The following is a 14,035-nucleotide window of genomic DNA, read 5'->3' on the forward strand; positions in this document are numbered from 1 at the left end:
ACGCTGTGGCACGGAAGTGACAGTTCCGGTACGTCCCGCTTCCGATTCCGCACGAAGTGGTGCGACGCCGGGGTTGGCGTGGACAATCAGGACGGTCCGGGGGGTATCGCGCGCGGGCACCATGCTTCCGTGCGCCCCCCGTCGCGGAACTGAGATCCTCGCTGGGCGCATCCCTGTGGGTAGCCACAACGGGGATCGGCCGAGGCCGCCACGCGCGGGGCGAACAGCGCGGGAAAGAACAGCACGTACCGGGGGGAAGAGGGTGGGAAGCAATGCCTCGTTGGAAGGCCTTGCCGGATGAGCTCGATCCGCAGATCAGGGAGTTCACCAGCCAGCTGCGCAGACTCGTGGACCGCAGCGGTCTGAGCATCGCGTCGGTGGCGGACCGCACGGGCTACAGCAAGACGTCGTGGGAGCGTTACCTGAACGGCCGGCTGCTCGCGCCCAAGGGCGCGATCGTGGCCCTGGCCGAGGTCACCGGGACCAACCCGGTGCACCTCACCACCATGTGGGAGCTCGCCGAGCGCGCCTGGAGCCGCTCGGAGATGCGGCACGACATGACGATGGAGGCCATCCGGATCTCCCAGGCGCGCGCCGCGCTCGGCGAGTTCGGCGGCCAGGACTTCGGCGCCTCCGCGGCCGGCTCCGCCGGCTCCAAGGAGGACGGCAGATCCGCAGGCAGAGCGCCCCGCCGCAGCGGCAGTGCCACGGTCACGCCGGGCATCGCGGGCCCGGCCGGTGTCGTCCCGTCCGTGCCGCCGCAGCCGACGGCGCCCGAGGTCCAGGACTCCACCGGCGCCGGCCTGCGGGAGGACCGCAGCGAGGTCAACTCGTGGGGGCTGGCCGGATACAAGGGCCCGGCGCCCACGGGGACCGGTGCGGGCGGACGTGCCTCCGGCACGGGCTCCCGGCCCGGCGCGGCCTCCGGGACCGCGCCCGGAGCGCCCGGCGGGACCACCCGGACCCCGGCCGTGGGCGCGTCCGGCGCGTCGCCGCAGGACGCCGGGCCTGCCGCCGGTGGCGGTGGCCGGGCCGGTGGCCGCGGCCGGGCGGGGGGCCCGGGCCGCAAGGGCGGTGCCGCGGGCAAGCGGCGGACCGGGACGTTCCTCGCGGGTGCCGTGGGTGTGCTCGTGGTGATCGCCGGTGCCTTCTACCTCACCGGCGGCGGTGGTGACGACGAGGCCAAGGGCGGCGCCAAGTCGCCCTCGCCGAGCGCCAGCACGAACCCGGATCTGCCCCCGGGGGTGAAGTGCAGCGGCGACAGCTGCACCGGCAAGGACGCGGAGAACATGGGGTGCAGTGGTGACCTGGTGACCACCGCCCGGACCGCGACCGTCGGCACGACCGTCGTGGAGGTCCGCTACAGCGAGACCTGCAAGGCGGCCTGGGGCCGGATCACGCAGGCCGCGCAGGGCGACGAGGTCCAGATCAGCGCCGGCAAGGCGAAGCAGACCGGCAGCATCACCGCGGCCGGCGACAGCATCGCGTACACCCCGATGGTGGCCGTGAAGAGCGCCGGCGAGGCCAAGGCCTGCGCGACGCTCACGGCCGGCGGGCAGGGCTGCACGGAGTAAGGGGAGCGGGGCGCGGCGCGATCCGACGGGCCGGCGAAGAAATGCGCGCCGGGGGAGGCATGCCCGCCGGGATCGTGGGCACGCGAACCGTACCCCCACGGGAGTCCGGCATCGTCGGTATCCCCCTCAGGCGGCCGCCTCCGTCCTCCTCTCCCGGACGGGCGGCCGCCTCTTGCGTGACGGTGAGCGGGTTGTGGGCCGGGCCACACCGACCCGGCGGTCCGGGATCCCGGATGCGCGATAGCCTGACCGCTGGATCGATCTCTTGACGCCAAGAGATCGATCAAACGTCCGGGGCAGGGACCCCGCCCCTACCGCCAGCTGTCATACGGAGAACGCCATGACCCGCACTCCCGTGAACGTCACCGTCACCGGCGCGGCCGGCCAGATCGGTTACGCCCTGCTCTTCCGCATCGCCTCCGGTCAGCTGCTCGGCGCGGACGTGCCGGTGAAGCTGCGCCTCCTGGAGATCACGCCGGCGCTCAAGGCGGCCGAGGGCACGGCCATGGAGCTGGACGACTGCGCGTTCCCGCTCCTGCAGGGCATCGACATCACGGACGACCCGAACGTCGCCTTCGACGGCGCCAACGTCGGTCTGCTCGTCGGCGCCCGCCCGCGCACCAAGGGCATGGAGCGCGGCGACCTGCTGGAGGCCAACGGCGGCATCTTCAAGCCGCAGGGCCAGGCCATCAACGCCCACGCCGCGGACGACATCAAGGTCCTGGTCGTCGGCAACCCGGCCAACACCAACGCCCTGATCGCCCAGGCCGCCGCGCCGGACGTCCCGGCCGAGCGGTTCACGGCGATGACCCGCCTGGACCACAACCGCGCCCTGACCCAGCTGTCCAAGAAGACCGGCACCCCGGTCTCCGAGATCAAGAAGCTGACGATCTGGGGCAACCACTCCGCCACGCAGTACCCGGACATCTTCCACGCCACGGTCGCCGGCAAGAACGCCGCCGAGGTCGTCAACGACGAGAAGTGGCTCGCCGACGACTTCATCCCGACCGTCGCCAAGCGCGGTGCCGCCATCATCGAGGCCCGTGGCGCCTCGTCGGCCGCCTCCGCCGCCAACGCCGCCATCGACCACGTCTACTCGTGGGTCAACGGCACCGCCGAGGGCGACTGGGTCTCCATGGGCATCCCGTCGGACGGCTCCTACGGCGTCCCGGAGGGCCTGATCTCCTCCTTCCCGGTCACCTGCAAGGACGGCAGGTACGAGATCGTCCAGGGCCTGGACATCAACGAGTTCTCCCGCGCCCGCATCGACGCCTCCGTCAAGGAGCTCGAGGAGGAGCGCGAGGCGGTCCGCGGTCTCGGTCTCATCTGACCGGACCTTCACGCGACATCGTGCGCAGGCCCCGCACCGGTTCTCCGGTGCGGGGCCTGCGGGCTTTCCACGGCACGCCGAAACCCCGGATCTCCGTACCTTTTGTTCCTCTTTGTCCGCATCTCCCGTGACGCAGCGCACTTTCGGACACGCGGGCGCATGCATCCAGGGGTCTCGGGCAGGCGAACCCGGTCTCCTGGTGTCACCTCTGTGACACGGAGACGCTGATCAGGAACGGAAGGCGAAGAGCGATCATGGCGGAAAGTACCGAACTTCAGGCGAGTCAAACCATCCACGCGGGAGGAGAATGGCGCGCGGCCGTCTCCGGGGCCACCCGCGAGATCCTCGACCCCGCGGACGCCCTGCCCTTCGCCGTCGTCGCGGAGGGTGACGAGAAGGACGCCGACCTCGCCGTCGCCGCGGCCCGGCAGGCCTTCGACGAGGGCGCCTGGCCGCACACGCCCGCCGCCGAGCGGGCCGCGCTGCTGCGCCGCGTGGCCGACCTGCTCGTGCGCGACCGCGAGAAGCTCGGGCGGCTGGAGGCCCGGGACGCGGGCAAGACCGTCGAGGAGGGGCGCGTCGACATCGACTGCGTCGCCGACGCCTTCCGCTACTTCGCCGACCTGGTCGCCGCCGAGGCCCCGGGCCGGGTGGTGGACGCGGGCTCGCCCGACATCCACAGCGTGGTCGTGCACGAGCCCGTCGGCGTCTGCGCGATGATCACGCCCTGGAACTACCCGCTGCTGCAGGCCAGTTGGAAGATCGCCCCCGCCCTCGCCGCCGGCAACACCTTCGTCGTCAAGCCCAGCGAGATCACGCCGATGACGACCATCGCGCTGATCGACCTGCTCGTCGAGGCCGGACTGCCCGCCGGAGTCGCCAACATCGTCACCGGACCGGGCCACACGGTCGGCGCCCGGCTCTCCGAGCACCCCGACGTCGACCTGGTCTCCTTCACCGGCGGCCTGATCAGCGGCACCAAGGTGGCCCAGGCCGCCGCGCCCACCGTCAAGAAGGTCGCCCTCGAACTCGGCGGCAAGAACCCCAACGTCGTCTTCGCCGACGCCTGCGCCACCGAGGAGGGCTTCGACACCGCCGTCGACCAGGCCCTCAACGCCGCCTTCATCCACAGCGGCCAGGTCTGCTCGGCCGGTGCCCGCCTCATCGTCGAGGAGTCGGTGCGCGACCGGTTCGTCGCCGAACTCGCCCGCCGGGCCGGGAAGATCCGGCTGGGCCGCGGCACCGAGGACGGCGTCGAGTGCGGCCCGCTCGTCTCCGAGCAGCAGCGCGCCAAGGTCGAGAAGTACGTCGAGTCCGCCCTGGAGGAGGGCGCGGTGCTGCGCTGCGGCGGCAAGCGCCCCGAACCGTCCCCGCAGCGCCCGGAGAACGGCTACTTCTACGAGCCGACCGTCCTCGACCACTGCCACCGCGAGATGCGCGTCGTCCGGGAGGAGGTCTTCGGGCCGGTCCTCACCGTCGAGACCTTCCGCACCGAGGACGAGGCCGTCGCCCTGGCCAACGACACCGAGTACGGCCTCGCGGGCGGCGTCTGGACCGCCGACCCGGGCCGCGCCCGCCGGGTCGCCGGCCGGCTGCGCCACGGCACGGTCTGGATCAACGACTTCCACCCCTACCTGCCGCAGGCGGAGTGGGGCGGTTTCGGCAAGAGCGGAGTGGGCCGCGAGCTCGGCCCGGCCGGTCTCGCCGAGTACCGGGAGACCAAGCACGTCTACCAGAACCTCGCGCCCAAGCCGGTGCGCTGGTTCGCGGGCTGACCCTGGCCGGGGCCATCCCCGGTCCGGAGCGCCCCCCGGCCCACCTCCGGTGCGGGTCGCCCCCGGGTCCTCCGGATCACCTCCGGTCCGGGTCGGCCCCCGGGTCCTCCGGATCACCTCCGGTCCGGGTCGGCCCTCGGGTCTCCGGGGTCACCCCCGGTCCGGGTCGGCCCCCGGTCCCGGGTCACCTCCCGGTCCCGGGGCACCTCCCGGTCCGGCCCGGCCCTCGGGTCACCCCGGTCCCGGCGCCCTCTCCCCGGCTTGGTTCCCCCCGGTCCGGGCTGGCCCCCGGTTCCGGATCATCCTCCGCCCGGACCTCCTGGGCCGTCCCTCGGCCCGGATGTCCTCCGGTCCGGGCCGACCCGGCCGGCCCCGGGGCACCCCCGCCCCGGGCCGGCCCCCCCGGCACACCTCCGAGCCCGTCCCCTTCATCCCCCTCTGGAGCAAGCACGCCATGTCTCACACCAGTCATGAGTACGACTATGTCGTGATAGGTGGCGGAACCGCAGGTTCCGTCATCGCCTCCCGCCTCACCGAGAACCCGGATGTCACCGTCGCCGTCATCGAGGGCGGCCCCAGCGACGTGGGCCGCGACGACGTACTGACCCTGCGCCGCTGGATGGGCCTGCTCGGCGGCGAGCTCGACTACGACTACCCGACCACCGAACAGCCGCGCGGAAACTCGCACATCCGGCACAGCCGGGCCCGCGTCCTGGGCGGCTGCTCCTCGCACAACACCCTGATCGCCTTCAAGCCGCTGCCCGCCGACTGGGACGAGTGGGAGGCCGCCGGCGCCCGGGGCTGGGGCGCGGTGCAGATGGAGGCGTACTACGCCCGGCTGCTCAACAACATCGTCCCGGTCGACGAGAAGGACCGGAACGCCATCGCCCGGGACTTCGTCGACGCCGCCCAGGAGGCACTGGGCGTGCCCCGCGTGGAGGGCTTCAACAAGGAGCCGTTCACCGAGGGCGTCGGCTTCTTCGACCTCGCCTACCACCCCGAGACCAACAAGCGCTCCTCCGCGTCGGTGGCCTACCTGCACCCGGTGATGGACGAGCGGCCCAACCTCACGCTCCTGCTGGAGACCTGGGCGTACAAGCTGCAGCTCGACGGGAACCGCGCCGAGGGCGTGCACGTGCGCACCAAGGACGGCGAGGAGATCCTCGTCAGGGCCCGCAACGAAGTCGTGCTGTGCGCCGGCGCCGTCGACTCGCCCCGGCTGCTGATGCACTCCGGCATCGGCCCGAAGGCCGACCTGGAGAAGCTCGGCATCCCCGTCACGCACGACCTGCCGGGCGTCGGCGAGAACCTGCTCGACCACCCCGAGTCGGTCATCGTCTGGGAGACGAACGGCCCCATCCCGGAGAACTCCGCGATGGACTCCGACGCGGGCCTGTTCGTGCGCCGCGACCCCGAACTGGCGCACCCCGACCTGATGTTCCACTTCTACCAGATCCCCTTCACGGACAACCCGGAGCGACTGGGCTACCAGCGGCCCGAGTTCGGCGTCTCCATGACCCCGAACATCCCCAAGCCCAAGAGCCGCGGCCGGCTGTACCTCACCAGCGCCGACCCCGAGGTCAAGCCCGCCCTGGACTTCCGCTACTTCACCGACGAGGACGACTACGACGGCCGGACCCTCGTCGACGGCATCCGCATCGCCCGCGAGATCGCGAAGACCGAGCCGCTGGCCGGCTGGCTCAAGCGCGAGGTCTGCCCCGGTCCGGACGTCACCGGCGACGAGGAGCTGAGCGAGTACGCCCGCAAGGCCGCGCACACCGTCTACCACCCGGCCGGCACCTGCAGGATGGGCGCCGCCGACGACCGGCTGGCCGTCGTCGACCCCGAGCTGCGCATCCGCGGCCTGGAGGGCATCCGCGTCGCCGACGCCTCCGTGTTCCCCACCATGACCACCGTGAACCCGATGATCGGCGTGCTCATGGTCGGGGAGAAGGCCGCCGAGCTGATCGGTGGTGGTGCCAAGTGACCGCGACCCTCGAACCCCCGGCGGAGCAGACCATGGACACCACCGCCCCCGTCTTCTCGGTCCGGAACCTGTGGAAGGTGTTCGGCCCCAAGGCCGAGCGCATCCCCGGCGACCCCGAGCTGACCGCCCTCGACCCGGCCGAGCTGCGGGAGCGCACCGGCTGCACCGCCGCCGTCCGGGACGTCTCCTTCGACGTGCGCAAGGGCGAGGTCTTCGTCGTCATGGGCCTGTCCGGCTCCGGCAAGTCCACGCTGGTGCGCTGTCTGACCCGGCTGATCGAGCCCACCGCCGGCACCATCGCCATCGACGGCGAGGACGTCCGCGCCATGGACCGCTCCCGGCTGCGCGAACTGCGCCGCCACCGCGCCGCCATGGTCTTCCAGCACTTCGGTCTGCTGCCGCACCGCACGGTCCTCGACAACGTCGCCTACGGCCTGGAGATCCAGGGCATGGGCAGGGCCAAACGGCGTGAACGGGCCGCCGAGGTCGTCGCCAAGGTCGGCCTGGAGGGCATGGAGCACCGCCGTCCCGGCCAGCTCTCCGGCGGCCAGCGGCAGCGCGTCGGCCTGGCCCGGGCCCTCGCCGTCGACCCCGAAGTCCTGCTGTTTGACGAGCCGTTCAGCGCGCTCGACCCGCTGATCCGGCGCGACATGCAGGAGGAGGTCGTCCGGCTGCACCACGAGGAGGGCCGCACGATGGTCTTCATCACCCACGACCTCCAGGAGGCCCTGAAGCTGGGCGACCGCATCGCCCTGATGCGCGACGGCCGGGTCGTGCAGCTCGGCACGCCCGAGGAGATCGTGGGCGCCCCCGCCGACGACTACGTCCGGGAGTTCGTCCGGGACGTCCCGCGCGAGCAGGTCATGACGGTCCGCACGGCCATGCGCCGCCCGTCGGCGGAGCTGGACGGCAGCGGACCGGCGGTCCGGCCCGAGGCCACGGTCTTCGAGGCCATCGAGGCGGTCGCCCGCGCCGGCGCCCCGGCCCGGGTCATGGACCAGGGCCGGTGCGTGGGCATGGTCGACTCCGACACCCTCCTCGGTGTCGTCGCCGGCACGGAGCAGCCCGCCCCGCCGGGCACGGACCAGCCCGAGGAGGCGGTGTGATGGCGACCGTCACCGCGAACCCGCCCCGCCCCGGACTGCCCGGGCTGCTGCAGCACCGGACCGTGCGCAAGCTGCTCCTGCTGGCCGTCGCCGCCGCCTGCCTGGTGCCGCTGGCCGACGGCCGCTGGGCCAGCGGCACCTGGCCGGGCGCGCTGACCGTCGACTTCTCCGAGCCGCTCGCCAAGGCCAGCGACTGGATCATCGACAACCGCGACAGCCACCCGCTGTTCCTCTACTTCTTCGGCCACGTCAGCAATGTCGTCGTCATCGCCGTGCGGGCCGTCTACCTCACCCTCCTGGCCGTCGGCTGGGCGGGCGTCACCGCCCTGGGCGCGCTGGTCGCCTGGCGCGTCGCGGGCGTGCGGCTGGCACTCGGCACGGCCGCCGCGTTCCTCGCCTGCGGCCTGCTCGGCATGTGGGTGCCGACCATGCAGACCCTGGCCCTGATGGTCGTCGCGGTCCTCGCGTCGATCGTGGTGGGCGCGCTGCTCGGGCTCGCCGCCGGGCTGTCCGACCGGATGGACCGCGCCCTGCGCCCGGTCCTGGACACCATGCAGGTGCTGCCCGCCTTCGCCTACCTGCTGCCGGTCGTCCTGGTCTTCGGCATCGGCGTCCCGGCGGCCGTCCTGGCCACCGTCGTCTACGCCGCCCCGCCCATGGCCCGGCTGACCTCGCTCGGGCTGCGCGGCGCCGACAAGGAGGTGCTGGAAGCGGTCGAGTCCCTCGGGGCCACCGCCCGCCAGCGCCTGCTGACCGCGCGCATCCCGCTGGCCCGCAAGGAGCTGCTCCTCGGCGTCAACCAGACGATCATGATGGCGCTGTCCATGGCCGTCATCGCCGCCGTCATCGGCGCGGGCGGTCTCGGTGACCGCGTCTACCAGGCCCTGGCCTCCGTCGACGTCGGCGCCGCGCTCGCCGCCGGCATCCCGATCGTGCTGCTGGCCGTCGTCCTGGACCGCGTCACGGGCGCGGCGGGGAAGAAGCTCGGCGCCGACCCCGAACCCCGCGCCGGCCGCGGCCGGCTCCTCGCCCTCGCCGGTGTCGCCGCCGTGGCGGTCGCCGGGCGGCTCGCGGGCCGGCTCGACTGGCCCGACGCCTGGGTCGTCGGCATCGCCGAGCCCGTCAACCGCGCCGTCGACTGGATGACCGCGCACCTGTATTCGGGCGTGCCGGTCATCGGCGGCACCGCCGACTGGGCCGGCCACTTCACCACCTGGGTCCTCGACCCGGTGCGCGACGGCCTGCAGGCGCTGCCCTGGTGGGCGGTCCTGCTCGTGGTCGCCGCCCTGGCCTGGGTGATCGGCACCTGGCGCACCGCGCTCACCGCCGTCCTCGCCATGGCCGCCATCGGTGTCCTGGGCGTCTGGAAGCCCTCCCTCGACACCCTCTCCCAGGTCCTCGCGGCCGTCGCCGTCACCCTGGTCGCCGGCTTCGCCATCGGCATCGCCGCGGCCCGCAGCGACCGGCTGGAGCGGGCGCTGCGCCCGGTCCTGGACGTCTTCCAGACGATGCCGCAGTTCGTGTACCTCATCCCGGTCGTCGCCCTGTTCGGCGTCGGCCGCGCCCCGGCCGTCGCGGCCGCCATCGTCTACGCGCTGCCGGCGGTCGTGCGCATCACCACCCAGGGCCTGCGCCAGGTCGACCCGGCCGCGCTGGAGGCCTCCGGCTCGCTCGGCGCGACCAGCTGGCAGCAGCTGCGGCAGGTGCAGCTGCCGCTGGCCCGCCCGGCACTGCTGCTCGCCGTCAACCAGGGCCTCGTCCTGGTCCTCGCCGTCGTCGTCATCGGCGGCCTGGTCGGCGGCGGCGCCCTCGGCTACGACGTCGTCTTCGGCCTCGCCCAGGGCGACCTGGCGACCGGGCTGGTGGCCGGCGCGGCGATCGTCTGCCTGGGCCTGATGCTCGACCGGGTGACCCAGCCCACCGAACGCCGCGCGCGGAAGGGAGCCTGACATGCGCGTCCGTACCACCGCCGCGATCGCCGCGGTGAGCTCCCTGGCGCTGCTCACCGGCTGCGGTGCCGCCGACATGACCAAGCAGGCCTCGCCCTTCGCCAACGCGCGGGGCGCGAAGACCGTGACCCTGTCCGTGCAGTCCTGGGTGGGCGCGCAGTCCAACGTGGCCGTCGCCCAGTACCTCCTGGAGCACGAGCTGGGCTACCGCGTCGACACCGTCCAGGTCGACGAGGTGCCCGCCTGGGACGCGCTCAGCCAGGGCCGCGTCGACGCGCTCCTGGAGGACTGGGGCCACCCCGAGCAGGAGAAGCGGTACGTCGACGACAAGAAGACGATCGCCCGCGGCGGCGAACTCGGCGTCACCGGCCACATCGGCTGGTACGTCCCGACGTACCTCGCCGAGAAGCACCCCGACATCACGGACTGGAAGAACCTGAACAAGTACGCCGACCTCTTCCGCACCCCGGAGAGCGGCGACAAGGGCCAGCTGATGGACGGTTCGCCGTCCTACGTCACCAACGACAAGGCCCTGGTGAAGAACCTGAAGCTGGACTACCAGGTGGTGTTCGCGGGCTCCGAGGCGGCGCAGATCACGCAGATAAGGCAGTTCGCCAAGGAGAAGAAGCCCTTTCTGACCTACTGGTACTCCCCGCAGTGGCTCTTCGAGAAGGTCCCCATGACCGAGGTGAAGCTGCCGCCGTACAAGGAGGGCTGTGACGCCGACCCGGAGAAGGTCGCCTGTGCCTATCCGCACACCCCTCTGCAGAAGTACCTCAACGCGGACTTCGCGAAGAAGGGCGGCAAGGCGGCGGCCTTCCTGAAGAAGTTCACGTGGACGACGGAGGACCAGAACGAGGTCTCCCTGATGATCGCCGAGCAGAAGATGTCCCCCGAGGACGCGGCGAAGAAGTGGGTGGACAGCCACGAGTCCACCTGGCGGAAGTGGCTGTCCTGACGTTCACCGCGCCAGCCCGGCGGCGATCTCCCGCAGCGCGCGGGCGGCCCGCCGCTGGAGTCCCGGCCCGAAGGTGACCCGGGTGGCCCCTCGCGCGCCGAGTTCGGCGGGCGAGGGGCCGTCCTCGGTGAAGACCCCCACGTTCACCGGCCCCCGGATCCCGGCCCGCAGCAGCGGCAGGACCGCCAGGGGCGCCTCGACCGGGTAGACGCAGTCGGCGCCCGCCGCGACGTACGCCGCCGCCCGCTCCAGGGCCCGCTCGGGATCGGCGACCCCGCAGGCGAAGGTGTCCACCCGGGCGTTGAGGAACAGCCGGTCACCGGCCGCCGCCCGCACCCCGGCCAGCCACTCGGCGTGCCGGTGCGGGTCCTTGAGCACCCCGTGCTCGGAGTCCTCCAGGTTGCAGCCCACCGCCCCGGTCTCCAGCAGCCGCTCCACGAGTTCCTCGGGCGGGAGCCCGTACCCGCCCTCGACGTCCGCCGACACCGGCACGTCGACGGTCCGGACGATCCGGGCGACCGCCGCGAACATCTCGTCGGCCGGGACCCGCCCGTCCTCGTACCCGAGGGCGGCGGCGATCCCGGCGCTGGGCGTGGCCAGTGCCGGGAAACCGGCCTCGGCGAACACCCGGGCGCTGACCGCGTCCCAGGGGCCGGGCAGCACGAGGGGGTCCTCGGGCGTCCGGTGGTGGTGCAGCGCGCGGAACGCGTCGGCCTTGCTCACGGTGTGTGACCCCCCGGCGGAATCCGGCGCGCGACCATCATCCGGTTCCAGTTGTTGATGGCGACGACCAGACCGATCAGATGGGCCAGCCGGACCTCGTCGAAGTGCCGGGCCGCCCGCCCGTACACCTCGTCCGGCACGAAACCCTCCGTCAGCAGGGTCACCGCCTCGGTGAGCGCCAGCGCGGCCCGCTCCCGCTCGTCGAAGACGTCCCCGGCCTCCTCCCACGCGGCCAGCAGGTCGAGCTGCCGCTCGCTCACGCCGTACTGCCGGGCGATCGCGAGATGCATGTCGAGGCAGAACGCGCACCGGTTGAGCTGCGAGGCGCGGATCACGACGAGCTCGGCCAGGGCCGGGTCGCCGAGCCCGTGCTTCGCCGCGGCGCTCAGAGCCGACAGCGCCCGGCCCACCGCCGGGTCGAGCGCCCGCGTCCGGGCCGTCACTTGTACTGGCCCGGCTGGTAGTGCCCCGGCGCCATGCGGCAGGTCACCCCGAACCGGTTCCAGGCGTTGATCGTCGTGATCGCCGCGATCAGCTGCGCCAGCTCGGCCTCCTCGAAGTGCCGGGCGGCGTTCTCGTACACCTCGTCCGGCACGAACCCGTCCGTCAGGACCGTCACGGCCTCCGTGAGCTCCAGCGCCGCGACCTCCTTCTCGGTGTAGAAGTGCCGCGACTCGTCCCAGGCGCTGAGCTGCACGATCCGCTCGACGCTCTCGCCCGACGCCAGGGCGTCCTTGGTGTGCATGTCGAGGCAGAAGGCGCAGTGGTTGATCTGCGAGGCGCGGATCTTCACCAGTTCGTAGAGCTTGTGGTCGAGACCCTGCCGGGCGGCGATCTCCAGCCGGACCATGGCCTTGTAGACCTCGGGCGCGTGCGCGGCCCAGTCCAGCCGGGCGGGGTGCTCGGGGGCGTACGGGGTGGTCGTCTCGTCGAGGTGCGTCGTCATGCCCTCGACCCTAGGGAGGAAGCAGCCCAGGGGTATGGTCCATTTTCATGGCGGATCAGTGGGCCACTTTGGGCGTCGACCTGCACCTGGAGCCGGCCGGCCCGGGCCTGCGCAGAGGGCTGACCGACGCCCTGCGCGAGGCGGTGCGCTCGGGCCGGCTCGCCCCGGGCACCCGGCTGCCCTCCTCCCGCTCGCTCGCCGCCGACCTGGGCCTCGCCCGCAACACGGTCGCCGACGCCTACGCCGACCTCGTCGCCGAGGGCTGGCTCACGGCCCGGCAGGGCTCCGGCACCCGGGTCGGGGAGCGGACGGTCGTGCCGCCGGCCGGGACGGCCTCCCAGCCCCGCGAGCGGACCCGCCCGGCCTACGACCTGCGCCCCGGCAGCCCCGACCTGTCGTCCTTCCCGCGCACCGAGTGGCTCAGGGCCGCCCGCCGCGCCCTCGACGCCGCGCCGTACCACGCCCTGGACTACGGCGACCCGCGCGGCCGGCCCGAGCTGCGGAGCGCGCTCGCCGGGTACCTCTCCCGGGCCCGGGGCGTCCGCGCCGACCCCGAGCGGATCGTGGTCTGCGGCGGCTTCGCGCACGGCCTGAAGCTGCTCGGCACGGCCCTGCGAGCGCGCGGGGCAGGGACGGTCGCGGTGGAGTCGTACGGCCTGGACGTGCACTGGAGGGTCCTGACCGGGTCCGCACTGCGCACCGTCCCGCTGCCCTTCGACCGCCGGGGCACCGACCCCGGCGACCTGACCGGCACGGACGCGGTCCTGCTCACCCCGGCCCACCAGTTCCCCATGGGCGTGCCCCTGCACCGCGACCGCCGGGCCGCCGTCGTCGACTGGGCGCGCCGCACCGGCGGGCTGGTGCTGGAGGACGACTACGACGGCGAGTTCCGCTACGACCGGCAGCCCGTCGGCGCCCTGCAGGGCCTGGACCCCGACCGGGTGGTCTACCTGGGCACCGCGAGCAAGTCCCTCGCGCCCGGGCTGCGGCTGGCCTGGATGGTGCTGCCGCCGGACCTCGCCGAGGAGGCCGCCGCCGCCAAGGGCGGTGTCGACACCTGCGGGGTGCTCGACCAGCTGACCCTGGCGGAGTTCCTCACCTCCGGCGCCTACGACCGGCACGTCCGCGCGACCCGCCTGCGCTACCGGCGCCGCCGGGACGCCCTGGTCGCCGCCGTGGCGGCCCGGGCCCCCGAGGCCAGGGTCACCGGCATCGCGGCCGGTCTGCACGTCCTGCTGCGGCTGCCGCCGGGCACCGAGCAGTCGGTCGTCCAGGCCGCCCACTGGCGGGGCCTGGCGGTCCACGGGCTGACCCGCTACCGGCACGCCGAGGCGGTCACCGAGCCGGTCGACGCCCTGGTCGTCGGCTACGGGACCCCGCCGGACCACGCCTGGTCGGGCGCACTGGACGCGCTCTGCACGGTCCTGCCCGGGTGACCGCGCGTACGGGAGCCCGGCCCGCCCTCCCCACAGGACCCCGGCACGAGCCGCCCCCGACATGCCCAAGCCGACTCCCGGCCCGGACCGCCAACGGCACGGCCGCACCCGAACCGACCGGGCCCGCTCCCGACCCCGGCCGCCCCTGGTCCGCCCGAGGCCGTTCCCGGCCCCCGGCCCGCCCCGACGCGGCCGCGGCCCGCGCGGCGATCGCCTGCAGCACCGTCGCCGTACCGAAGCAGACCGCCGCA

Annotated in this window: 11 protein-coding genes; 8 read left to right on the forward strand and 3 right to left on the reverse strand. The window is 73.4% G+C overall.

Translation table 11 applies throughout. From position 1 onward, the window contains the following. The first annotated feature begins 272 nt into the window (after positions 1-272). From ACPXCS_RS21990 to ACPXCS_RS22020, 7 genes are all read left to right on the forward strand, one after another. Positions 273-1,574 (forward strand): DUF2690 domain-containing protein, encoded by a 1,302-nt coding sequence (locus tag ACPXCS_RS21990; protein WP_425948408.1) that lies wholly within the window; start codon positions 273-275, stop codon positions 1,572-1,574. A gap of 340 nt (positions 1,575-1,914) precedes the next feature. Continuing rightward, complete coding sequence (locus ACPXCS_RS21995; protein ID WP_425948406.1) at positions 1,915-2,904, forward strand: malate dehydrogenase; 990 nt, start codon at positions 1,915-1,917, stop codon at positions 2,902-2,904. A gap of 254 nt (positions 2,905-3,158) precedes the next feature. Further along, a complete protein-coding gene (locus ACPXCS_RS22000) occupies positions 3,159-4,679 on the forward strand; it encodes an aldehyde dehydrogenase family protein (protein ID WP_425948405.1) in 1,521 nt (506 codons plus the stop codon). A 454-nt stretch (positions 4,680-5,133) separates the two neighbouring features. Further along, the gene (locus ACPXCS_RS22005) at positions 5,134-6,666 is read left to right on the forward strand and encodes a GMC family oxidoreductase (protein ID WP_425948404.1); all 1,533 of its coding nucleotides are present in this window, start codon (positions 5,134-5,136) and stop codon (positions 6,664-6,666) included. Positions 6,667-6,698: 32 nt separating this feature from the next. Further along, positions 6,699-7,772: a quaternary amine ABC transporter ATP-binding protein gene (locus ACPXCS_RS22010; RefSeq protein ID WP_425948579.1), complete on the forward strand. Its 1,074-nt coding sequence runs from the start codon at positions 6,699-6,701 to the stop codon at positions 7,770-7,772. Continuing rightward, entirely contained in the window at positions 7,772-9,721 is a 1,950-nt protein-coding gene (locus ACPXCS_RS22015; RefSeq protein WP_425948402.1) for an ABC transporter permease, read from the forward strand. Before ACPXCS_RS22010 ends, ACPXCS_RS22015 begins: the two co-directional genes overlap by 1 nt. A 1-nt stretch (position 9,722) precedes the next feature. Further along, on the forward strand, positions 9,723-10,679 hold the full coding sequence (locus tag ACPXCS_RS22020) for an ABC transporter substrate-binding protein (RefSeq protein ID WP_425948401.1): 957 nt from the start codon (positions 9,723-9,725) through the stop codon (positions 10,677-10,679). A 3-nt stretch (positions 10,680-10,682) separates the two neighbouring features. On the opposite strand, the gene ACPXCS_RS22025 is transcribed toward ACPXCS_RS22020, so the two are convergent. Genes ACPXCS_RS22025 through ACPXCS_RS22035 form a run of 3 tightly spaced genes read right to left on the reverse strand, consistent with a single transcriptional unit; the run spans position 10,683 to position 12,348 of the window. Next, positions 10,683-11,402, reverse strand: a complete 720-nt coding sequence (locus tag ACPXCS_RS22025; RefSeq protein ID WP_425948399.1) for an isocitrate lyase/PEP mutase family protein — start codon at positions 11,400-11,402, stop codon at positions 10,683-10,685. Continuing rightward, complete coding sequence (locus ACPXCS_RS22030) at positions 11,399-11,845, reverse strand: carboxymuconolactone decarboxylase family protein (RefSeq protein ID WP_425948397.1); 447 nt, start codon at positions 11,843-11,845, stop codon at positions 11,399-11,401. The genes ACPXCS_RS22025 and ACPXCS_RS22030 overlap by 4 nt, the downstream gene beginning before the upstream one ends. Continuing rightward, the gene (locus ACPXCS_RS22035) at positions 11,842-12,348 is read right to left on the reverse strand and encodes a carboxymuconolactone decarboxylase family protein (RefSeq protein ID WP_425948395.1); all 507 of its coding nucleotides are present in this window, start codon (positions 12,346-12,348) and stop codon (positions 11,842-11,844) included. The genes ACPXCS_RS22030 and ACPXCS_RS22035 overlap by 4 nt, the downstream gene beginning before the upstream one ends. 47 nt (positions 12,349-12,395) lie before the next feature. Here ACPXCS_RS22035 and ACPXCS_RS22040 point away from each other — a divergent pair, with 47 nt between their 5' ends. Beyond that, positions 12,396-13,784: a PLP-dependent aminotransferase family protein gene (locus ACPXCS_RS22040; RefSeq protein ID WP_425948393.1), complete on the forward strand. Its 1,389-nt coding sequence runs from the start codon at positions 12,396-12,398 to the stop codon at positions 13,782-13,784. The last annotated feature ends 251 nt before the right edge of the window (positions 13,785-14,035 follow it).

This window comes from Streptomyces sp. DT190 (genome assembly GCF_049846985.1).
GTDB lineage: Bacteria > Actinomycetota > Actinomycetes > Streptomycetales > Streptomycetaceae > Streptomyces.

What these genes read in the sequence shown, in the direction of transcription:
- ACPXCS_RS22000 (WP_425948405.1), top strand. Translation starts at nt 3,159, where the DNA reads ATGGCGGAAAGTACCGAACTTCAGGCGAGTCAAACCATCCACGCGGGA.
- ACPXCS_RS22035 (WP_425948395.1), bottom strand. Translation starts at nt 12,348, where the DNA reads ATGACGACGCACCTCGACGAGACGACCACCCCGTACGCCCCCGAGCAC.
- ACPXCS_RS21990 (WP_425948408.1), top strand. Translation starts at nt 273, where the DNA reads ATGCCTCGTTGGAAGGCCTTGCCGGATGAGCTCGATCCGCAGATCAGG.
- ACPXCS_RS21995 (WP_425948406.1), top strand. Translation starts at nt 1,915, where the DNA reads ATGACCCGCACTCCCGTGAACGTCACCGTCACCGGCGCGGCCGGCCAG.
- ACPXCS_RS22015 (WP_425948402.1), top strand. Translation starts at nt 7,772, where the DNA reads ATGGCGACCGTCACCGCGAACCCGCCCCGCCCCGGACTGCCCGGGCTG.
- ACPXCS_RS22020 (WP_425948401.1), top strand. Translation starts at nt 9,723, where the DNA reads ATGCGCGTCCGTACCACCGCCGCGATCGCCGCGGTGAGCTCCCTGGCG.
- ACPXCS_RS22005 (WP_425948404.1), top strand. Translation starts at nt 5,134, where the DNA reads ATGTCTCACACCAGTCATGAGTACGACTATGTCGTGATAGGTGGCGGA.
- ACPXCS_RS22040 (WP_425948393.1), top strand. Translation starts at nt 12,396, where the DNA reads ATGGCGGATCAGTGGGCCACTTTGGGCGTCGACCTGCACCTGGAGCCG.
- ACPXCS_RS22010 (WP_425948579.1), top strand. Translation starts at nt 6,699, where the DNA reads ATGGACACCACCGCCCCCGTCTTCTCGGTCCGGAACCTGTGGAAGGTG.